Annotated in this window: 20 protein-coding genes and 1 tRNA gene; 6 read left to right on the forward strand and 15 right to left on the reverse strand. The window is 50.3% G+C overall.

The genetic code is table 11. The annotated features are described in order from the left end of the window. Nucleotides 1-33 precede the first annotated feature (33 nt). The 7 genes from clpP to ACJJIV_RS03195 all read right to left on the reverse strand — a co-directional run bounded on the left by clpP (nt 34) and on the right by ACJJIV_RS03195 (nt 8,814). Nucleotides 34-675, reverse strand: a complete 642-nt coding sequence (gene clpP, locus ACJJIV_RS03165; RefSeq protein WP_252085379.1) for an ATP-dependent Clp endopeptidase proteolytic subunit ClpP — start codon at nt 673-675, stop codon at nt 34-36. Nucleotides 676-861: 186 nt separating this feature from the next. Beyond that, nucleotides 862-2,175 (reverse strand): trigger factor, encoded by a 1,314-nt coding sequence (tig, locus tag ACJJIV_RS03170; RefSeq protein ID WP_444885418.1) that lies wholly within the window; start codon nt 2,173-2,175, stop codon nt 862-864. Nucleotides 2,176-2,358: 183 nt separating this feature from the next. Further along, nucleotides 2,359-2,443 (reverse strand) — tRNA-Leu (locus ACJJIV_RS03175). 168 nt (nt 2,444-2,611) lie between these two features. Then, nucleotides 2,612-3,787, reverse strand: a complete 1,176-nt coding sequence (gene fadA / locus ACJJIV_RS03180; protein ID WP_444890727.1) for an acetyl-CoA C-acyltransferase FadA — start codon at nt 3,785-3,787, stop codon at nt 2,612-2,614. 11 nt (nt 3,788-3,798) lie between these two features. Next, nucleotides 3,799-5,955: a fatty acid oxidation complex subunit alpha FadB gene (fadB, locus tag ACJJIV_RS03185; RefSeq protein WP_444890728.1), complete on the reverse strand. Its 2,157-nt coding sequence runs from the start codon at nt 5,953-5,955 to the stop codon at nt 3,799-3,801. A gap of 279 nt (nt 5,956-6,234) precedes the next feature. Then, nucleotides 6,235-6,864 carry a helix-turn-helix domain-containing protein gene (locus ACJJIV_RS03190; protein WP_444890729.1) on the reverse strand — a complete coding sequence of 210 codons (630 nt, stop codon included), beginning with the start codon at nt 6,862-6,864 and terminating at the stop codon, nt 6,235-6,237. Between the two features lie 93 nt (nt 6,865-6,957). Beyond that, the gene (locus tag ACJJIV_RS03195; protein ID WP_444890730.1) at nt 6,958-8,814 is read right to left on the reverse strand and encodes a beta-ketoacyl synthase; all 1,857 of its coding nucleotides are present in this window, start codon (nt 8,812-8,814) and stop codon (nt 6,958-6,960) included. 137 nt (nt 8,815-8,951) lie between these two features. Between ACJJIV_RS03195 and ACJJIV_RS03200 the strand changes: the two genes are divergently transcribed. Then, the gene (locus tag ACJJIV_RS03200) at nt 8,952-9,938 is read left to right on the forward strand and encodes a GlxA family transcriptional regulator (protein ID WP_444890731.1); all 987 of its coding nucleotides are present in this window, start codon (nt 8,952-8,954) and stop codon (nt 9,936-9,938) included. Here ACJJIV_RS03200 and ACJJIV_RS03205 read toward each other — a convergent pair. Both ACJJIV_RS03205 and ACJJIV_RS03210 read right to left on the reverse strand, forming a co-directional pair. Continuing rightward, the gene (locus ACJJIV_RS03205) at nt 9,918-10,451 is read right to left on the reverse strand and encodes a class I SAM-dependent methyltransferase (RefSeq protein WP_444890732.1); all 534 of its coding nucleotides are present in this window, start codon (nt 10,449-10,451) and stop codon (nt 9,918-9,920) included. The genes ACJJIV_RS03200 and ACJJIV_RS03205 overlap by 21 nt on opposite strands. 121 nt (nt 10,452-10,572) lie before the next feature. After that, complete coding sequence (locus ACJJIV_RS03210; protein ID WP_252085371.1) at nt 10,573-11,064, reverse strand: Hsp20 family protein; 492 nt, start codon at nt 11,062-11,064, stop codon at nt 10,573-10,575. Nucleotides 11,065-11,211: 147 nt separating this feature from the next. Here ACJJIV_RS03210 and thpR point away from each other — a divergent pair, with 147 nt between their 5' ends. Then, a complete protein-coding gene (thpR, locus tag ACJJIV_RS03215; RefSeq protein WP_252085370.1) occupies nt 11,212-11,802 on the forward strand; it encodes an RNA 2',3'-cyclic phosphodiesterase in 591 nt (196 codons plus the stop codon). Nucleotides 11,803-11,866: 64 nt separating this feature from the next. Here thpR and ACJJIV_RS03220 read toward each other — a convergent pair whose 3' ends face one another. Next, nucleotides 11,867-12,865 (reverse strand): coiled-coil domain-containing protein, encoded by a 999-nt coding sequence (locus tag ACJJIV_RS03220; protein WP_444885427.1) that lies wholly within the window; start codon nt 12,863-12,865, stop codon nt 11,867-11,869. A gap of 484 nt (nt 12,866-13,349) precedes the next feature. On the opposite strand from ACJJIV_RS03220, the gene ACJJIV_RS03225 reads away from it, so the two are divergent. Next, nucleotides 13,350-13,703, forward strand: a complete 354-nt coding sequence (locus ACJJIV_RS03225) for an HPF/RaiA family ribosome-associated protein (RefSeq protein ID WP_252085368.1) — start codon at nt 13,350-13,352, stop codon at nt 13,701-13,703. A 169-nt stretch (nt 13,704-13,872) separates the two neighbouring features. On the opposite strand, the gene gorA is transcribed toward ACJJIV_RS03225, so the two are convergent. Further along, on the reverse strand, nt 13,873-15,228 hold the full coding sequence (gorA, locus tag ACJJIV_RS03230) for a glutathione-disulfide reductase (RefSeq protein ID WP_252085367.1): 1,356 nt from the start codon (nt 15,226-15,228) through the stop codon (nt 13,873-13,875). A 229-nt stretch (nt 15,229-15,457) separates the two neighbouring features. Here gorA and ACJJIV_RS03235 point away from each other — a divergent pair, with 229 nt between their 5' ends. Then, a complete protein-coding gene (locus tag ACJJIV_RS03235; RefSeq protein ID WP_252085366.1) occupies nt 15,458-15,970 on the forward strand; it encodes a hypothetical protein in 513 nt (170 codons plus the stop codon). 66 nt (nt 15,971-16,036) lie between these two features. Here the strand turns inward: ACJJIV_RS03235 and ACJJIV_RS03240 are convergent, their stop codons facing one another. The 4 genes from ACJJIV_RS03240 to ACJJIV_RS03255 all read right to left on the reverse strand — a co-directional run bounded on the left by ACJJIV_RS03240 (nt 16,037) and on the right by ACJJIV_RS03255 (nt 20,118). Then, nucleotides 16,037-17,173, reverse strand: coding sequence for a TIGR01620 family protein (locus tag ACJJIV_RS03240; RefSeq protein WP_444890733.1), 1,137 nt, complete (start codon nt 17,171-17,173; stop codon nt 16,037-16,039). Next, nucleotides 17,173-18,642: a YcjX family protein gene (locus tag ACJJIV_RS03245; RefSeq protein ID WP_252085364.1), complete on the reverse strand. Its 1,470-nt coding sequence runs from the start codon at nt 18,640-18,642 to the stop codon at nt 17,173-17,175. The genes ACJJIV_RS03240 and ACJJIV_RS03245 overlap by 1 nt, the downstream gene beginning before the upstream one ends. A gap of 104 nt (nt 18,643-18,746) precedes the next feature. Beyond that, entirely contained in the window at nt 18,747-19,556 is an 810-nt protein-coding gene (locus ACJJIV_RS03250) for a GIN domain-containing protein (RefSeq protein WP_444890734.1), read from the reverse strand. 133 nt (nt 19,557-19,689) lie between these two features. After that, nucleotides 19,690-20,118 carry an HIT family protein gene (locus tag ACJJIV_RS03255; RefSeq protein ID WP_252085362.1) on the reverse strand — a complete coding sequence of 143 codons (429 nt, stop codon included), beginning with the start codon at nt 20,116-20,118 and terminating at the stop codon, nt 19,690-19,692. Between the two features lie 334 nt (nt 20,119-20,452). Between ACJJIV_RS03255 and ACJJIV_RS03260 the strand changes: the two genes are divergently transcribed. Next, nucleotides 20,453-20,812, forward strand: a complete 360-nt coding sequence (locus tag ACJJIV_RS03260) for a globin family protein (RefSeq protein ID WP_252085361.1) — start codon at nt 20,453-20,455, stop codon at nt 20,810-20,812. 130 nt (nt 20,813-20,942) lie between these two features. Beyond that, nucleotides 20,943-21,407, forward strand: a complete 465-nt coding sequence (locus tag ACJJIV_RS03265; protein ID WP_252085360.1) for an FKBP-type peptidyl-prolyl cis-trans isomerase — start codon at nt 20,943-20,945, stop codon at nt 21,405-21,407. Nucleotides 21,408-21,420 lie beyond the last annotated feature (13 nt).

The raw sequence follows: 21,420 nt of genomic DNA on the forward strand, positions 1-21,420 counted from the left end.
CACGCCTTTAGCAAAATATTTTTGTTGATAGTGTTACTTTTCAAGAGCCTGACGGCGGGAAAGTACATCATCCACTAGACCATACTCCTTCGCCTCATCGGCACTCAGGAAGTGGTCACGCTCAGTATCTCTCTCAATATCACTGACCGGACGGCCAGAATGGTGGGCCATCAACTCATTTAAGCGATGACGAATTTTGAGGATTTCCTGAGCATGAATATGAATATCGCTAGCCTGTCCTTGAGCGCCACCACTGGGCTGATGGATCATCACCCGGGAGTTAGGGGTGGCAAACCGCTTACCTGGCGCTCCCGCCGTCAGCAGGAAGGCTCCCATGCTGCAAGCCTGACCAATACACATGGTGCTCACATCCGGCTTGATAAACTGCATGGTGTCATAAATGGACATACCTGCAGTTACAGATCCACCGGGAGAGTTGATATACAGATGAATGTCTTTATCAGGATTTTCTGCTTCGAGAAACAGTAACTGGGCAACTACCAGATTAGCCATGTGATCTTCCACAGGGCCAACCAAGAAAATAACCCTTTCCTTCAATAGACGTGAGTAGATATCAAAGGAACGCTCACCCCTGGCAGTTTGTTCTACCACCATGGGCACCAAACCAGTCGCTAAGGGGTCAATTGAGGCTTGGGGATAATCGATTCGTGCCATAGGTACCATTGCTTCCTTTTGTGGCGTGTTCGGCAGGCCAGCATGCAAGCGCTAGGCGCCCGTGCTGAAAATTAGGTTTCCAGAGCTTAACCGGTCAGGCAGGATAAAGCCAGCCGGTAAAAAGGAAGGAGATGCAACGACGCCCGACTGAAGCGGGCGCCAATGCATTCGGAGATAAAGGGATAATTAACCCTGCTTCTGCGGTTTGATCACGTCGTCATAAGTACTTTTAACTTCTTCGACTTTTGCAGACTTCAGTACAAAATCCACAACCTGATCTTCCAGAACTACCGATTCAACTCCAGAGAGCAGCTCGCGGTTATTGTAGTAGTATTCAACTACTTCTTCCGGTTGCTGGTAGGTAGAAGCCAGCTCCTCAACCTTAGCTTTTACCAGGTCAGCATCTACAGACAGTTCGTTTTTCTTAACGATCTCACCGACAACAAGACCTAGAACTACACGACGCTTGGCCTGTTCTTCGAACATAGTGTCCGGCAACATACGCTCAGCATCTTCAGCTTTGATCTGGCCACCAAACTGCTGAACCATTTGTCCACGCAGAGTGCTAACCTCACCTGCGACCAGGGCAGAAGGCAATTCGACCGGGTGCTGTTCAAACAACTGGTCCATCACCTGGGTTTTAACCTTGTTCAGCGCTGCGTTTTTCAGCTCACGCTCCATGTTACCGCGAACTTCTTCGCGGAACTTCTCTTCTCCACCCTCCTGAACACCATATGCCGCGAAGAATTCTTCATTCAGCTCGGGCAGCTCAGGCTTTTCAGAAGAGGTAACTTTAATATTGAAGGTTACCGCAGCACCACGCAGCTCTTCAGCTTGGTAGTCTTCAGGGAAGGTCAGGTCCAGATCTTTCTCTTCACCGGGCTTCATGCCGAGGATACCTTCCTCAAAACCGGGGATCATCTGGCCGGAGCCCAGTACCAACTGGTGACCTTCGGCCTTACCGCCTTCAAACTCTTCGCCATCTTTACGGCCCAAGAAGTTGATCACAACACGATCACCTTTTTGTGCCTTGCGCTTGGTATCCTTCCAGGAAGACTGCTGTTTACGCAGTACATCAACCATATTGTTAACATCCGCATCAGTTACTTCTGCAACTGGACGCTCAACGCTAACTTCAGCCAGGTCGGCCAATTCTACTTCTGGATAAACTTCAAAAGTGGCGACGTATTCCAGATTCTCGCCAGCTGCAGTTTGCTTTGCCTCAATGCTTGGCTGACCGGCAGGCTTAACTTCTTCCTGCTGAACCGCATCGTAGAAGGAACGGCTCATAACCTCGCCGAGCACTTCCTGGCGAACGCCGGCACCAAAGCGCTGACGCACAACTTTCATCGGCACCTTGCCTTTGCGGAAACCGTTTATACGAACAGTCTTAGCCGCCTGCTGAAGGCGCTTGTCCACTTCTTTATCGACGACTTCCGCCGGCAAGTTGACCGTTAAGCGACGCTCCAGACCGGAAGTAGTTTCGATGGAAACCTGCATGTTTATCCTCGTGAGACTATCTCTGTAATCGCGCCGCAGCGCCAACGAATACCGGGTCACCGAGACTTAGTCAGCAACCTCATGGGGAAACATCAAAACAATATTTTGAGCTTCCGCCAAATACACAAGAAGCCCGCACCCACCCCTCCAGGGTAAGTCACACGGACTTCAAGGTTTTTGATTTGGTGGGGACGGGGAGACTCGAACTCCCACACCTTTCGGCACCAGAACCTAAATCTGGCGTGTCTACCAATTTCACCACGTCCCCGAAACTCTCTTACCGCTAACCCATTGATATATATAGGGTTTCGATCTTTTTGAAGACCTCATCGCGACAAGGGGTGCAGATTGTGCCACAGCATTTTAAAGGCATCAACACTTTACTGAAAAAAATAAAAAAGGCGCCAGAAAGGCGCCTTTTGTGGGGTGCGGGAGATTAAACTCGCTCAACAATCGTGGTGATTCCCTGCCCCAAGCCGATACACATGGTGGATACACCAAGGTTTCCACCCTCGTTTTGCATAACACTCAACAAGGTACCGGTAATGCGAACGCCCGAGCAGCCGAAGGGGTGGCCAAGAGCGATAGCGCCACCGTACAGGTTGACCTTCTCATCCATCTGCTCGAGCAGATCCAGGTCCTTCAGCACCGGCAGCGCCTGCGCTGCAAATGCCTCATTCAGCTCAAACTTGTCGATATCGCCGACAGTTAGACCCGCTCTCTTGAGCGCCTTCTTGGTGGAAGGCACCGGGCCATAACCCATAATAGACGGATCAACACCGGCCAGCGCCATTTCCTTCACGCGAGCAATAGGGGTCATACCCAAAGCCTGAGCACGCTCAGCGGACATTACCAGCATCACAGAAGCACCGTCGGTGATCTGAGAGGAAGTGCCAGCTGTTACCTGGCCGTGCTTTGGGTCGAATGCCGGCTTCAGTTGAGCCAGACCTTCCACGGTGGTGTCAGGACGGATGGTTTGGTCCGTCTCAACCAGGAAAGGTACGCCGTCATCGTCATGGCCTTCAATAGCGATAATTTCGCGATTGAATTTGCCAGCCTTGGTAGCCTCAGCGGCGCGATGGTGAGAGCGCGCTCCGAACTCATCCATCTGCTGACGCTGGATACCGTGCATCATCGCCAGGTATTCAGCGGTCATACCCATGGAGCCGGCAGCTTTAGCCATATAGCGACCCAGCATTGGGTTGGGGCTAACATGCTCCATCATATTCAGGTGACCCATGTGCTCAACACCACCCACAACGTACACATCGCCAACGCCAGCCTGGATGTTGGCAGCTGCAGTATGCAGGGAGGACATAGAGGAGCCGCACAGGCGGTTGACGGTTTGCGCCGGGATAGTGTGTGGCAGACCTGCGCGCAGCAGGATAAAGCGAGCTACATTAAAGCCCTGCTCATCGCGCTGCATAACACAGCCCCAGATCAGGTCATCGATCTCGGCAGGATCGAGCTTGTCATTGCGCTGCATGAACTTTTTCAGCAGTTCAGCGGACATATCATCAGCGCGAACATGGCGATATACACCATTCTTCGAGCGACCCATGGCCGTACGCGCGTAGTCGACGATTACGGCATCTCTAGGATTTAAACTCATCGCTATTCTCCTTACTTTTCGCCGTAGTAGGTTTTGCCACTTGCGGCCATTTCACGCATGCGATCGGTCGGCTTGTACAGCTCACCCAGATCGGCGTACTTATCGGCAATCTTCACGAACTCATCCAGACCAATACTGTCCAGCCACGCGAAGATTCCACCGCGGAATGGAGGGAAGCCAATGCCGTAGATCAGCGCCATATCGGCTTCAGCTGGGGAATCCACGATACCCTCTTCCAGGCAGCGAGCCAGCTCGGTTGCCATAGGCACCATCATGCGCTCGATAATTTCGTCTTTTTCAAACTCGCGACGTTCAGCAACGTGCGGCTTAAGCAGCTCGTAGGACTCTTCAGTAGCCACTTTCTTCGGGCGACCTTTTTTGTCCTGCTCGTAGTTGTAGAAGCCTTTGTTGTTCTTCTGGCCGTAACGACCCGCTTCATACATAACGTCGGAAGCAGCGGTAAAGGTTTTACCCATACGATCGGGGAAGCCTTCAGCCATTACGCTTTCCGCGTGAACACCGGTATCAATTCCAACAACGTCCATCAGGTAAGCGGGCCCCATCGGCCAACCCCAGCGCTCCATCACCTTGTCAACGGCCTGGAAGTCAGCGCCATCGCGCACCAGCATGGAGAAACCGGCAAAGTAAGGGAAGAGAACGCGGTTAACCAGGAATCCCGGACAGTCGCGTACAACAATAGCTTTCTTGCCCATCTTGTTTGCGTAGGCAACAACGCGAGCTACAGCTGTGTCGGAAGTTTTCTCTCCGCGAATCACCTCAACCAGCGGCATTTTGTGCACTGGGTTGAAAAAGTGCATGCCGAGGAAGTTTTCCGGGCGGGAGAGCGGCTCAGCCAGCTGGTTAATAGAAATAGTGGAGGTGTTAGAAGCGATTACAGTGTCTTCGCTTACTTTGGTTTCCACTTCTTTCAATACTGCGTGCTTCACCTTGGGATTTTCAACCACGGCTTCCACAACAACATCGATATCGTTGAAGCCGTCGTAGCTCAAGGTAGGCTCGATACGGTTGAGCACTTCACCCATTTTAACGGGGGTCAGGCGCTTGCGATCAACCAGCTTGGACAGCAGCTTGTTCGCCTCATTCAGACCAAGGTCGATACCCTTCTGGTCGATATCCTTCATCTTGATCGGAGTGCCCTTGTAGGCAGACTGGTAAGCGATACCGCCACCCATAATGCCAGCACCCAATACTGCCGCACGCTCAATCGGCTTATCGGCTTTCTTCTCCCAACCTTTGGCAACCTTGCCAATTGCCTGGTCAGCCAGGAACAGCCCTACCAAAGATTTCGCAGTGCCAGTCTGCGCGCAGAAAATAAACTTCTCTTGCTCGATTTTCAGCGCTTCATCGCGAGTCAGCTTGTAGCCCTGCTCGATTGACTCAACCGCAGCTACAGGAGAAGGGTAGTTTTTGCCCGCCTGCTGACCCACAAATGCCTTGGTGGTAAAGAAGGCCATCAGCGCTTCGGTGTCATTCAAGGGAATCGGAGATTTCTTGAGTTCGCGAATGGCTTTGTAGTCCAGCTCGCCATTGATAGCGCGCTCAAGCAGCTTGACCGCTGCATCTTTGAGTTTGTCAGTGGGGATCACCGCATCAACAGCGTGAGCCTCCAGAGCGGCAGCCGGCTTCTGCTCTTTACCTGCTGCAATCCACTCAGCAGCGACATCAACACCCACTACACGCGGCAGGCGAACGGTGCCGCCCCAGCCCGGGATCAAGCCCAGTTTAACTTCCGGAAGGCCAACTTTGGCCTCTTCGCCCATCAGGCGGAAGTCACAGCCAAGACACACTTCAAAACCACCACCGAGCGCGTAGCCATTAATTGCCACCGCAGTCGGTACCGGCAGATCTTCCAGGCGGTTGATATTTTCGTTGTTCTGATTCATCAGATCAGCAACGCCCTCTGCGCCTGCAGAAAAAGCACCGCCAAACTCAGTGATATCAGCACCGACAATAAAGACGCTCTTGCCACTGGTCAGCAGCACACCTTTGATGCCATCTGCTGCTTCAATTGCATCCAGAGCCTGAGAGAATTCGGAAACCGTTTGGCGGTTGAACTTGTTGACGGATTCGCCTTGCAGGTCGAATTTAAGCTCGGCGATGCCGTTATCCAGCATCTGAACCGTGAGCGCTTTGCCACTAAATAACATTGATTGACCTCTTTTATTCTGGGCCGCAATCCTGGACCCGGGGTCGGAATTTTTTTGCAACCAAGGGCCGCCCCGCAGGGTGCGGTGACACTTTGGCCCAATATGGTCAGCCGTAGTATAGCCAGATTCAAACGATTGTTTGAATACTATTTCTTACAAAAGAACTGGCACCAAGAGCGCCAAAGTACAGAAAACAACCAGCCATATCTCACAGGCTGGTTACACAGGCGGAGTCAGTCTATCGCGGATCAATCCACCTTTTCAGCACGGTGGCGTAAATCACCCTTTATAGAAAGACTCGTTTGGACGGGAAGCGCAGGGAATATTCGATGAGGGAGTGGCAGCCACGGCACTGAAAACCACACAGTCAATACTTCCGGGGTTGCGGAAGCGATGTGGGCGCCGTGCATTTAAGTAATAACCATCCCCCTCCTCTAGCAGGGCAAACTCTGATCCTGCTGTAACCTCCAGCTCTCCAGCAATAACAATCCCCCCCACCTCCCCATTGAGTAGCAATTGGCCTGAACCGGTATCCTGCCCAGCGGGAAACACTTTACGGAGGATTGTCATGGCGCGACCCTGGCGGGAGCCGCCGAGCAAATGACAGAAAACCCGACCATTACCAATATCGGGCATTTCATTGGCGCGAAAAAAAATTTGTTCTGGCTCGGCAAGTTCCAGGGAGAAAAACTCAGCCAGAGACATGGGGACACTATTCAATATCTTCTCAAGCGATCCCACAGATGGGCTGACCCGACCCTGCTCTATAAAAGACACAGTGGCATTGGTAACGCCCGCTTGCCGCGCAAGTTGTCGCTGGGAAATCCCATAAATTTTTCGCACCAGCTTCAGCCGGGCACCAAGATCCCCGGCATCACTAACTTCACTACAAACATCCATGCCTGACATTGAATCTCTCACTCCGCCAACTGCCAAAGGAGGTTTCCCCCTTAATTGGCAGGAAAAATTTTAAGCATCATACATTACCGATGCACGGGCCTTTTAAACCATATCGGTAAAGGGGTTATCAACATCGAGCTCTACAGGAGGAAACCCTGGAAATGAGACCTTATCGACAGAAAGGCCTATTTGAGCATCATCTACCAGCCCCTCTCCAAAACGGTAGATAGTTTGTAAATCTCCTCTGCTTGCTTTTTCATCGTACGCTACAGCATGCTCCACGACAGACTCATTTTTTCTATGATGAGCAAGCATCTTTTTTGACCCGTAGCGTTTTTCCAGCATTGAGCGGGTCAAGTGAGGAGAGAGTACAGCCGCAGTCGCATTATTCCCCCCAAAACCTTTAGAATTCAGGAAAGCGAGATCCAGTGAAGCGGGATCTCTCTCCACATGCTCACAAGAGATCTGCAGGTTATTCTGGTGAACATCATCTGCCACTCTGTCAATCGTGACGATACCCGGTAAAATTCCCCTATCAAAAACTCCCAGGGTCGAAATTAACTGGTCACCACTCGCCACCGCTATCGTGTGCCCAAGATAAGCTTTAACAGCACAAACCGGCCATTCCTGCACACCAAAAACGGAAGCCAAACGATCGAGAATCGCAGACTCTGTTACGCGATTTTGCGGTGTGCTAGATCCATGGGCCTGAACAAAACTGCGCTTCTTCAGACTTTCATCCCCGACAATAGCTTTCGACTCCGCCATCGCCCTGGCCATCGTTAGATAATTACCTGGCCCCGGTGCGGAAATCGACTTTTTGAAGCCATCAGCATTGATATACACCCCTGTAACCGCACCGTGGACACTCGCCCCCAGTTCAACAGCCAAAGCGTCATCCATCAAGATGGCCCACTGGGTACCCTCCCCCAAAGTAAAACCGCAATTCTCCCCAAACGGGCGACTAGTGCGGCGGAAGTCCACTTCGCCCGAAGAAATCTTTCGCAGGTTTTCAGTGGTAGCAAGCGCTCCCATGGTTGAGTAACCATCAACAATCTCGGGAACCAATGGCGCTTCAGTAGCACCAACAACGGCCACCCTGGCCCGACCACTGCGAATATCCTCTACCCCTGCGCGCAAATTGTATAAATAGCTCGCACAAGCTCCGGTAACCGCCCCAGTAGAACCAACATTACCCAGCACATAGGCGTTCACAAAGTCTGCCGGCATACTATTCAGCCCAAGCGCCAACTGCTTGGAGCTAACCCTGGAACCGCGCAAGCGGGACTGCATCAAGCCTCCGTTTCCATAAGGGTCGAGTTGACTCATCGCTGAGGAGGCGTAAACAGAAATATTACCGGGACCAGCTGCAGCAACAACATCCTGCCAATCCACCCCCATAGAGAGAACAGCATCAGATGCACCCAACACTGCCAACTGCAATCCCCTCGGGTGGAATCGGGAATTGTAAAGCTCACCAGGCTCAAAGCCTGTGGGCAGCTGTCCTGCCGCCCCCACTGGGATCTCGCGAAAGCTATCCAGCATGACTGACAAACTTGATGTAGCCACACGAACCCTACCACTACCAATAGTTTCCACTTGCCATCCCTCTGGCAGTGGATGGGGTAATTGGCGCGTAGAAATCTCAAAAGAAATACCAGCGGGATTTGAAAGATTCGCCGCCTGGTGAAAATGACACCTGTGGTAATCGTAGATTCGCGCTTCCAATTCTCGCACCAAGGTGCCCTTGAGAACCATTTCCTCCAGCGCTGACTCGAGGGGGCCTTTGGCCTCGACGCCTGTACGCAACCCCATCAATGCGGCGAGATCAGAAAGCGTATCAGTCCGCTCCCTCTGTCCGAGTTTGTCGAGCACCATGCGGGCATAGCCCCGGTGAAAGGAGCTGCGTCCTGCAGGGTTAAAACCACCGAACGCGGTAATTACGGGAAGGCGCTGCATCCTGACCTCCAGCCAAGCTAAACACTACAAATTTGATATTTGGGAGTGTAGGGGCTGGCGATTCCGTCCAGTTATGGGCATACTGGCCAGCAAAATTGAGTGTTTTGGCCAATGGCGCAACCCCGCCTGAGTATGTAATGCGAACGGTTACCTTTCTTCTGATTGATCAAATGCTGGCCACCGGCACAGTTCTGCCCTTAGAAATGCTGCGCGGTGCCGAAAGCCGCGCCCGAGTGGAAAGGCTGGCAGAGCCCTTGCGCCTAGTAACAGCCAGCATAGATGGACAAGCGGTAAAAACCCGCTGCGGCTTTACCTTTCAACCTGACGTGTCTTTGGAAGAGGCACCAGACAGCGACTTGATCTACATTCCTGCGCTTTGGCGCAATCCCCGCCCAGCCCTGAAGCGCAGTGGAAAGCTTTTAAGATGGCTACGGAGCCAGGCCGAAGGTGGAGCTGCGATCAACGCCGTGGGTACTGGGGTTTGCTTTCTAGCCGAGGCAGGCCTCCTTGATGGCAAACCCGCCACTACACACTGGCACTATTTCGACCAGTTCAGCGCGGACTACCCAAATGTTAAATTGAAGCGCCAGTATTTTATCACTCAGGCTGACAAACTTTTTTGTGCCGCCAGCGTAAATGCCTTGGCAGATGTCACGGTTCATATGATTCGCCAGCTCTATGGAGCCGCTGTAGCCAGTCATGTGGAGCGTAACTTCTCCCATGAAATTCGCCGACCATTTGAGGAGATTGCTTACTCAGAAGGTTCGGTGCACCTACATCCAGACGAGGATATTGTACAGGCCCAGGCATGGCTAAAAGAGCACTGTAATACCGAGGTGCGTCTCAGTGAGGTAGCGCAAATGTTCGACATGAGTGTGCGCTCCTTCAACCGCCGCTTTAAATTAGCTACAGGACAGACACCGCTGCAATATTTGCAAAATGTTCGTGTAGATATGGCCCGGGAACTGCTGCAATCCAGTAATCTATCCGTGAATGAAATTGCCGAAAAAGTCGGCTACCAGGATATGGGGCACTTCACTGCACTGTTCAAAAAATTCCTTGCCACTACACCAAGCGAATATCGGGCCACCGTCAGAGCCAAGCTATTCCGGGTCAATACCTGATTTTTTCAGGAAGATAACATCACTATCTGCAAAGTGTAGTTCCGCACCTAATTTTCGCGACAGCCATTGAAAGGTTTCAACACAAAAGAAGGAAATATGTGTTGGGTCGCGAATATAATGCCAGCTGGCAAAGCGTTCTCGAGAAATAACCAGCTTGGTCATCAGTGCCAGCACACCGCCAACACGTAATCGTGCCCACAAAGCCGACAACTCATCGCCAGGCGCGCTCAAGTGCTCCACCACTTCTGTCGCCACTATGAAGTCGTAGCTTTTTTCCTGCACCCGACGCTCAGGGAAGTAATAACAGTCAAACAACTCAACTTTATGGCCCTGCTCCTCTAAAATTCGCGCCAATAATGGCGCTGGTCCACAGCCAAAATCCAGCCCCACACTAGTAACAGAAAGCTCTTTCAATAAGGGCTTGGCACAACGGCTTAGGAAACGGCGATACCCTTCATCCTCCATAGAATTTTCATGCAGATTGTAATAGGCATGCTCTTCAACTGGAGTCAAATGGTATTCTGCGGGTACAAACACCAATTCGCAGTTATTACATTGGTAATAACTGCGAAATTTATCTCGATAATAGAATTGTGCCGCGCGATGGCGGCACAGGGGGCAAGAAAGTGTCAACTTATGCAGCTACCGTGTCAGGCTTTTTTTTCGCCGTGACGCTTTCAGCCTGCTCATGATTCAGTAAAGCGCCTTCACTGATCTGGATTTTTCGAGGCTTCATCGCTTCAGGTATTTCTCTAACCAGCTCTATATGAAGCAGGCCGTTGGCAAGCTTCGCATCAGTCACTTTGACGTGATCTGCTAGCTGGAAGCGTCGCTCAAAATTTCTCGCAGCAATTCCTCGATGGAGAAAGTTTCTTTGTGCAATATCTTCTGGTTTTTTACCGCTCACACTTAAGCGATTTTGCTCAACCTGAATATCGAGTTCAGATTGCTCAAACCCAGCCACAGCCATAGTAATTCTATAGCTATCTTCACCAGTAAGTTCTATATCATAGGGAGGGTATGAGGGTTGTTTTTGCTCACTGGAGCTCATTGCATCCAGCAGACTGGCCATACGATCAAAACCAATTGCAGATCGATACAGAGGGGAAAAATCAAAATTACGCATAGTTATATCCTCAATTCAGAGCAATATTCAATTTTGCTCGCCAATAAGCACGAGCATTGCTAACGGGGCACTTTCACACTCAAAGCTACCAGCCGTACTCAATAGGTATGGGCCACAAGTTTTATTTCAAGGTCCCAAAGGGAAAAAATGCAAAGAGAAGAAAATTTGTCAGATCAATCCACTAGCAGGTTATTTATTGGTATTAAACCTGATGTGGCATCACAAGCATTCCTAGACGAGATAACCACTCAGTGCCAAAAGCAGCTAAAAGACACAACTACTAACCATATACGCTGGACAACCCCCAATAACTGGCACCTGACCTTGGCTTTTCTTGGGAGCACTCCGAAAGAAAAAATCCCCCAGCTTAAGCAGGGACTTATTGAGCTTGCACACTGCAAAGGAAGTTTTCAAAGTAGGGTTTGTTCTTTAACCCCTTTCCCAAAACAGCACTCCAAAATTCTTGCTGTAGAATTAGCCCTAAATCCTAATTTAACTGAACTCCATGAGGAATGCCGGCAATTTATTGGCGAGCTTGGAATGGAACCAGAAAGTCAGGAATATCGACCCCATATCACCTTAGCACGCAGTCGCAATAAAGAGGGATTTCAGCATATTGCACCGCGCAACCTAAACTCATCCGTGTTAGTCGAAAATGTCATTCTTTATGAGAGTGTTCCCCTGGCAGGAAAAAGCCACTACCACTCCTTACTCAAAGTACCCTTACTAAATGACTAAAGCGTAGAATAAAAAAGCCCGCACTGAGCGGACTTTTTGCATCCTCTTGAGAGGCTGAGACTTCCTATTTGAGAGCGTCTAAGACATATTCTGGATACATCACTAGGCGGGGACGTGAAAGGCGCCGAGCATCAAAAATAAAAACATAGCGTTCGCCATCATCTTCTGCAGGTATGGTACGACGGAACTTCCAAGTGTTGATTTTGTATGTCTGTCGACCAGCATGAACTGTTGCCACTAAACGATACTGGTTCTTCCCCAGGAACTCAAAAGGTTGACGCCCCCCACTAGATGGCTTCAGAAGCAAATTGCGGAAAGTCTGTTTGTTTTCCCCCTCTTTATCGGAAAGTAAAAGACTCAGACGTTTCTGTTCCCGCTTGACATAGGCAAGCAACTCGGGATCAATATCTCTCTTAACAGTCGGAACCGGCTCAGGTTGCACCTGTCGTTTCTGGGGTTTCTCAATTGCCGCTGTCTTCAGCTTAGGAGGCTTTGGCTTTGCTGCTTCAGCTTTAGCACTTTTTGCCAAAGCGGCACGCCTCTCAGAAGCCTCTGCCTTGGCCAGCATAGAATCCACCACCTGGCTAATCTTATCCTGCTGAGCAGAAACCTTGGCCTTGGTCTCGGCAATGCCTTTTTTCTCTTCGTCGAGCCTAGCCAAAAGCTCTTGGTGGTTCACCTTGATAAACTCTAAACGTCGGCTGCGGCTATCCACCCCTCGCTCGGCCATTGCAAAGCCGTGCTTGGCTTTGGTCAGGCGACGCTCAGAATCTGAGGTGCCATTGGATTCATGGAGCCTACGCGCCTCCTCGAGCTCGACACGGCTCGCCTCATACTCTTTGCGAAGCTCGTTGAGAGATTCCTGCGCACGCTCGAGCTTATACTCATAAGAAAGCAATTCATTCTCAATATCTTCCAGCTCAACCTGCCTGTTTTCCAGGGACTGCTCCAGGCGCGCCAGTCGGTTTTTTTCCACAGTGAGGTTTGACTGCGCCTGCGCTGCCATTCCGCTAAAAACTACTAAGCCCGCCAAGAAGAGCGAGCAATACCGCTTTACCGCCATTGTCCAGAACCTGTTTCTCGATTTTTCGACACTCGTAAGATAAAAGCGCAGAGGTTAAATTTTGTTCAAAACTTTATGTACTCTGTCGCAGCACTGTCAATTTTACGCAGGCCTGAGCTCGCGAGCAATGACCTCTCGTCCACCCTTTGCCCCCATTTGATGAATAATCCCCTTAAACCTAAGTGCTAAAGTCGTCTTAATGACGCTTCGCCGAATTTTATGTGACATTTTCAAGCGATAGCGCTTGATTTTTTTTTTAGCGGAAGCATTATGGGTAACAGGGAGACGATCGCTGAACACAGCGGAAACCCGACCCGGACGTAAAACACCCAGAGCTGCTCAGACAGCAATTATTCGTTGCGCTACCGGCGACTCGGCGATTCAACTGCGGACTCGACCCCTCCCATTAGGGCGCCCTACCTTCTTTGAATAGCAAACCGCACAAGCGGCCTGCATGGTTTCCTATAACCGGAGGTATTTATCCATGAAATCAGCGCCTAACGATAACATTGTGTTCCGCGATATCGACAAATCTGCTGCCCTGTCAAATACGGTATCTAAGAAGTTACACAAACTGGAACGTTATTGTGGCGACATCATACATAGTCGTGTAGTTCTGGAAGCTCCCCACCAACACAAAAGCAAAGGCAAGCAATACAAAGCCTCCCTTGAACTTGCCATTAGTGGCAATCCCGTGACCATCAGTAATGAAAATGAGTCTATCCACCGAGCGGTGAATGACACATTTGCCTCCGCAGAACGCTGCCTAAAAGAGCGTAGCGAGCGCAAAAAAGCGCAGCGTCATCAGGCGCTTTATGAAGTCGAAGAAGAATCCTAGAAGAGAGCAAAAACGGCGCACCAGCGCCGTTTTTGCATTAAACCCCGCTTTAAAAGCAGGGGGGGGATTTTAAGATTTTTCTTTAGCGGCCCTCAATTTTAGAGCTAAATACTCAAGAGGCGCCTCGAGCATAGTCACCACAAATTATATCCACTACCAGATAAACACCTTACTGCACTGGTGTACGCATAGTGACGAACTCTTCTGCTGCCGTTGGGTGAATTCCGATGGTTTCATCAAAGACTTTTTTGGTCGCCCCCGCTTTCAAAGCAACAGCCAAGCCCTGGATAATCTCACCAGCATCATCACCAACCATATGAACACCAATCACCTTATCAGTGTCGGCATCGACCACTAACTTCATTAGGGTGCGCTCGGTATTCCCACTTACTGTATGACGCATTGGTCTGAATTCTGACTTGTAAATGGTAACTCTAACTCCGGAGTCCCTGGCCTCTTCCTCTGACAACCCTACAGTTCCAATATTGGGCTGACAAAATACTGCGGTGGGAATATTGTTATAATCAATCTCCGCAGTTGTTCCAGTACGCCAATGCTTTACTAGAGCCATCGCCTCCGCAAGGGCCACAGGCGTTAACTGTGGCTCACCGGTAACATCCCCAAGGGCATAGATAGAATGGACATTCGTGCGGAAATTGTCATCCACTGAGATTGTGCCATCGCGATGCAACACGACCCCTTGCTCCTGCAAACCGAGCCCTTCAGTATTGGCAACTCTGCCTGTTGCATAGAGGACCATGTCCACATTTAAACTGGAGCCATCCTCGACATGTACTAAAAAACTACCATCTTGCAACTTTTCAATGGCACTCACTTGATGGTTAAACTTCAAATCAATATTCTTTTTTACCATCTCATCACGGACAAAATGGCGAATATCGCGATCAAAGCCACGTAGGAATAAATCACGCCGGTAAGAGAGGTGGGTCTCAGCACCTAAACCAGCAAATATCCCAGCAAACTCAACGGCAATATACCCCCCACCAACAACCAGTACCCTATTGGGGAAGGCTTCCATGGAAAACACCTCGTTGGAAGTCAGGATGAATTCTTTTCCAGGAATATCTGGGACAAAAGGCCAACCTCCTGTTGCTACCAGAATTCTCTGTGCGGTGTATTCGCGACCATTCACCATCACCTTATTGGCACCAGTAACTTTGGCACGGCCGTCAATGACCGTCACATCTGAGTTTGCTAATAGGTTTCGATAAATATCGTTGAGGCGGGACACTTCACGTGCATTATTTTCACGCAATGTTGGCCAGTGAAATTCAGCCGGCAAACTGTTCCAACCATAGGCTCTAGCATCGGTGAAGTCCTCTTTAAATCCACTGGCATAGACGAATAATTTTTTGGGAACGCACCCGACGTTTACGCAGGTCCCCCCCATGTAGCGATCTTCAGCCACTGCCACCTTCATTCCCTGGGCGGCAGCCATACGCGAAGCTCGTACACCACCAGAGCCCGCCCCAATTACAAATAGATCAAATTCATATTCAGCCAAAGCAAACCTCTGTCTTTAATTTATTACCTAACTTACAACGCAGGAGATACTTCCCCACAACACACCTTTCGCGCCAGAGCTGTCACTCCGCACTTAATAACCGTTGACACCTATTTGTCGCTTCTATATTCATGTGACAACTATCACAAAAAATACTTCGCTAAACAAAGTGTTAGAACAACTGAGCAGGTTTGGCGGATAGAATAACAGTCACTAGAAAGAGTAACCCATGGGCAAGACAATGAACTCTCCTTCTTTAGCCATCCTTCGAACCTTGGGGCTTTTGTCTTTGCTGATTTCAAGCTCCCTTAGCAATGCCAATACCCATCCTAGTTATCTCACAAAAGAATACTGCAGCAGTGTGGTAGAGCAGTTTGTCGGGGCAGGCATGCGCAGCCTAGACAAATATGTAAACGAGCACTTCAACCCAGAATATAAAGGCGGTATCCGCAATACAATTCGATTTCTTGAACAGCGGCTTGAGTGGCTAAATGAATGTAACGCCTACTTGGTGGATACCAATAACGCTTACGTTTTTCATAGCCAGGACGATACTCAAAATATTTTTTCGGCGATAAACGAGTTAACTCGAGAACTGCAACATGTCCGCTCAGGCGTTGAATATCGGGACGATGCTGGAAATAACAACCCCGCCCCCTTTATCAAACGACGCTTTGCCACCCTGGCAGAATTGGTGGATCGCCACCATACACGCCTGCTGATGAAAAAGCAGTTCCAGTAGGGCCGTCACTACATCCTGAAAACATTCGGCCCGCAGTATCTTGCGAGCCTTGTCGCAGCGACGAAATCAGCTTTTTCTGGTGAACTTCGTCGCGGGCTTAGCGGGGGAGCTGCCAGCCCGACTGCCAAGCCCGACCATAGAAAAAACATCCGGCATCCGCTCTTTCAACCCGATTCCAATACGTTTAACCAATGCGCCTAGGCGCGGGCGCTGTTTTTCAGTAAAAGGGATGGGTCTACAGCTCTGCATCGCAGAAAGTCCAATACGCGCCACAAAAAAACTTGCGCCCACACCTTGCCCTAAACGGGTAGAAACTGTACTAACAACACTGTCGCCGACCAAATCTGGCCATATCTCGCTGATCGCATATTCACTGGCACCACTATAAGCCACCAGCGCAAGTACTTTCTTGAAAAGGCGCCAACGCACTACAAGCGAAGGTTGAATGCCATAAATTTGTGCAACATCATCAATCATTCGTAACGATTGGCGCAGGGCAACAAGGATGTCAATACTGGCAAAAGGACTGAGACCTACCAATGCCCCAGTTGCTGTCGCGTGTCGAACTACGCGGCGTTGTGCCTCCTGGTCGAGTGCATCGAGAAAAGTCACTTCCAAGTGCTGCAGTAACTCACTACTGTCATAATAATCCGGTGCCTCATCCAGTACCCGGTTGAGCAGTATACCCTGAGGTTTTCCTGAAAAATGCAGCTGCAACTGTCGACGGAGAGATTCCGCTTCTTCATGGCTGCGGCACTCTCGCATGTCGGCCGCCATCGCCTGTGTTTTTTGCAGCTTGCGCAGTGGCCGACCAGCACGGAAAAATTCCCACAGGGAACTGGCTATTGCCGCTGCAAGGCTCACTATCACCACTCCTGCGAGAATACCAAGGCTCCAGTGCTTATCTGCCGCCCAGGTATACATCTGGCGTAATTCCCAAGCGAGTACAGCCACTATTAATGCTACGCTTGAAAGCAGTGCCGGCTTTAACCATTTCAGGCGAAAAACAGGCAGGCGCAACTCAGAAAAGGCAATCCTATCGGGTAGTGATTCTCCCGTGGTAATAGATCTCGGAATGTCCTCCCCTTCCTCTTGCAGGGTTTCTACACGCGTAGTATCCCGGTGAGGGGCTTCACTTTCTGGTTCCTGCAGGGACTCTATCCGCGTTACCCGGCGAGGAGCCTGTTTATTCTCATCACCCATCAAACTTTATCTCCAAGCAACAAATTCAAAAGCGCATCGACGCGGATATGAGGAATGGAACCTGAGTCCATACCTTGCGGGGGACGCAACTGGGGTGGAGCAGCCCCGGTATAATGACCCCAGCCACTCTTTTCACTGGGCAGGCGCGAGAATATCTCGGCATTCTCAAAACCCAGATAGCGACCATCCAGGTCATATCCAACCAGCATACGCCGCCCATTACGCTGATCCTCGTGGGAACAACGCACAGCAGCGATGGCTTCACTAAAGATCGGCAAGCCACGATGGCGCGCTCCGGTAAAAGTTTGCTGCAGTTGCTGGCCAAGCAGCTGACGCAAGGCATCGTGATCAGCCGCAAGCACCTGATCAACCTTAGTCGCGGCAAAGAGCAAGCGATTCACCTTAGGACGCCATAACTTACTCAAGAACCCAGACTCTCCATAGCGGAAAGTATCGGCAATATGAGTAAAAGCCAGACGCATATCCTCCAAGGCCTGCTCACCCGCAAACAGGGTGCCGATCATATCCACCAGGACCAGCTGCCGATCGAGGTGTTTAAAATGGCTCTCGAGAAACGGGGCCACCTTCCCCTCCACATAAGCCTCATAAAGGCGACGCAGAACCTGATAATTACTACCATCAGGCAACTGTTTCAATTGATCGGCACTAAAGCCTCTGAGATCCAGCAGAGGTAATAGCTGATAATCCTCGTCATCCAACAATGCTCGTCCCGGCTGCAGATAGCTGAGCTTTCGCTTTTCGCGGCAGTCCAATAGAAATTGACGATATTCCCGCCACAATGCCTGCAGCTCTGACTCCTTTGCCTCAGCCTCGGGGGAGAGCGCTGCCAAGCGTGTCAGCAGCCCCGGGGCCAGCCCCGCGCGCGTATCGCTAGCAATAATATGGGCTTGATGGCGACACCAGTCGCGAAAATCCATTCTCAGCATCGGCAAGTCCATCAACCATTCACCTGGGTAGTCCCGCAGCTCCAGGATCAAGGTTTTATAATCGCCCCCCCCTAAACGACGATGCCGTCGCAAGTGAATGTGCAATTCCATTGCCGATACATCTCGGGTACTTTTTGGCCATCTCGGTGGATGCGACATCAAAGCACTCAAGCAGCCTTCATAGTCAAAGACTGGCAGACCAGAATCGAGAGCGGGCTTTAACTCCGCCCCCAAAAGGTCTCCATTTAACGCTGGGGCAAAGCCCGGTAGTTGTGCTTTCTGGGGGTGACTCAACTGGTAGATAAGGCTGGTAAGCAGAGTCGATTTACCAGCCCCACTCAAACCTGTCACTCCAACACAGACACGGCGGTCCATAAGGCGCTCTGCCAACCAATGAGATTTTTCCTGCGCACCCCGTCCCCAGTGACGCAACTTTTCCTTGAGACGCTTACTGCGTTTGTCTGCTTGATCTAAAGGGTACTCCAGGCTCACTTGCCCGGACCCTGTCGCCTGCGATTCCATGGGGAGTTCACTTCCAAAATAGAAAACTGGGCCGAAGAAGGTTTAGCCCTAATGAGGAGGGCACTGCGCTGTGGCAGTGCCTACTATGCAGATCAATAGAGTGGTTAGTCTACCAGTGCAACATCACCAGACCCCATAACGGAAAAAGAATCACTTTGCGGGCGTTTTAGAACGATATCCCCTGATCCCATGACCGCGCCACTGGCATTATCTGCGCGCAGGCTGCGGCCGACAAAGTCACCAGATCCCATGATACGAATATTGACATCTGCTACACGCCCTCCGACTCGCATATCACCGGAGCCCCTGATTTCCGCTGAGAGCTTCTCTCCTGTGATGCCTCCGAGGAAAATATCGCCGGAACCGCTGATCGCAATCTCGCTGTTGACCGATAGTGCCTTATCCAGAATCAAGTCCCCAGAGCCTGTCACGTAAGCACTGAGATTTTCTGCCGCAGCCTTGGCAACACGGACAGTACCAGAACCCGTGACTCCAAGGTCAATGGTTTCACTTTCTAAGGTTTCTGCCACGGCCTGCCCGGAACCAGCTACCTCTAATGCCTCAACCTTTGGCATGGTGACCGTGAAGTGCACCTTCTGGTCCCTATCACGGGTAATGGTAATCACACCAAACCAGTGTTGAGTGTTGTCATCCACATACAGCTCCAGAGTGTTGCCCTTCACCTCCGCTTTGACATGGGGCATAACTTCAGCCGGACCACTGGCATTCACGGCAAAATGATCCCCCTGAATCACTTCAACGTGAGAACTGCCTCGTAGAGATACCCGGGTAAAGCCATTGACATCGAAGCTTTTAGTTTCTTTTTTATCTCCTTCAGCCTGGGCGTTGCTGAGGACAAAAAAGGCCAAAAGAGCAAACAGCGGGGCTAAAAAAGCTTTTTTCATGGTTGCCATTGCAAAATTCTCGTAATTATCACTGTTACGTATTACTTGACTACCCGAGTATACGAATTGGATGCAGTGCCTCCAGAAAATTTATGAAGGCACAACGTGGATGACCAAATAGTCTATAAATTGCGTTCAGAAATTAACCTCTGACACACTCTGCCTCCGAACAGCCCTGCTGAACGAGTGCGCTACGAATTTTCTCAGCCTCAATAGCCAACTGCTCAGATGTTGCACTCTTTTGCAGGGAAAAATCAAAATCTGTCAATTCATCGACAGGAATCAGGTGTATATGGGTGTGCGGTACCTCCAGCCCTGCAATCATCACACCTACACGCTTGGGTGAATACACTGCCTTTAGTCCCTTGGCGACTTTTTGTGCAACCAACATTAAGTGTGCCGCAAGCTCGGCTGGAACATCATCCCAGTGGTTAATTTCTTCAACCGGGATTACCAGGCAATGCCCCGGCTTAATGGGGGAAATGGTCATGATTGCAATCGCTTTTTCATCCCTCCAGATAAAGTGGCCCGGTAAGTCCCCATTCAAAATTTGAGTAAAAATGCTTGCCATAATTTAATCCAATCAGTTGCAAATTTTTTATTTAGTTCAAGCGTGCAGTCTAACATCTACGCTAAAAAACTCAGAATAAAGGGATAAAAAACACTATCTTAAAAGCAATTTTTTATTTGGCGTAGATAAAGGCAAACTGGACTACTACCTGTCGAACAAAATGACAATTTTCTTAAAGCACGTTGGCAGTCCGAGAGAATATGACTTACGCTGCTGAGCAATTAATGTTGTACCGTTAATGAGCCAGTGCATCCTGTGCATTTTTTCTATCACAATATTTTGGGCTCTGCGGAATTTTATATTTCAGTACCAACTGCTCACCGGGGGGAGAGATATGAACAGCCTGTTAGAACAGGTCGGTGGTGCTAAATTTGTCTGTCATACAGTCAATGAATTTTACGAAACCATAGGCCGCCACCTTTCCAGTTACGAAACCTGTGATCATCGCAAACAACAAAGCCGCCAAGCACAATTCCTAAACCACGCCTTTTCTGAACAGCCCGAGCCTGATCGCAGTAGTCGCGCCAGCTTTCTGGCTCGCGGCCTGAATCCAGCTCTGTTTGACGCCCTGCTCGAATATCTGGAAGCGCGCTTGGAAGAGCTGGGGTTTCCATGGCAGCTTAGTACAAGTCTTATACAAACAGCGAGTAGTCTTTACGGTGGCTGTGAGCAAGACCTTTCCATCGCTTGTTAACCCCACTTGCGCCGCACAAGTTGCGGCGTATGTAACCTCTCAATACAATTGCATCCTCACAGCCTTTACCTCCCGTTTTCCAGCGCAGCGGTAAGCGCTAATTCACTCACTCTTCAATCAGAGACTATCCATGAAGATTGCCAACCACACAGTTGTGGAAATCAACTACACCCTGAAAGATGCTGACGGAACGGTCATCGACTCCTCCGCAAATGGGGAGCCGCTTAAGTACTTACAGGGCGTGGGCAATATTATTCCTGGCCTTGAGCGGGAAATGCTGGAAAAAGCACCAGGGGACAAGTTCACTGCGGTGATCTCTCCTGAGGAAGGTTACGGCGTGCAAAACCCAGAGCTGATCCAAACTATGCCCCGCAGCGCCTTTTCCGGTGTAGAAGAGCTCGAAGTTGGCATGGCTTTCCACGCCCAGAGCACCGATGGCCACCCCATTGAAGTCGAAATTATCGATATTGATGGCGATGAAGTTACTATTAACGGCAACCACCCTCTGGCCGGAGTGGAGCTGCACTTTGAGATCGAAGTTATCTCAGTGCGCGACGCAACCGCGGAAGAAATCGATCACGGTCACGTTCACTAAAGATATTGGCGGC

Source organism: Microbulbifer mixtoriginis (SeqCode) (assembly GCF_052466765.1).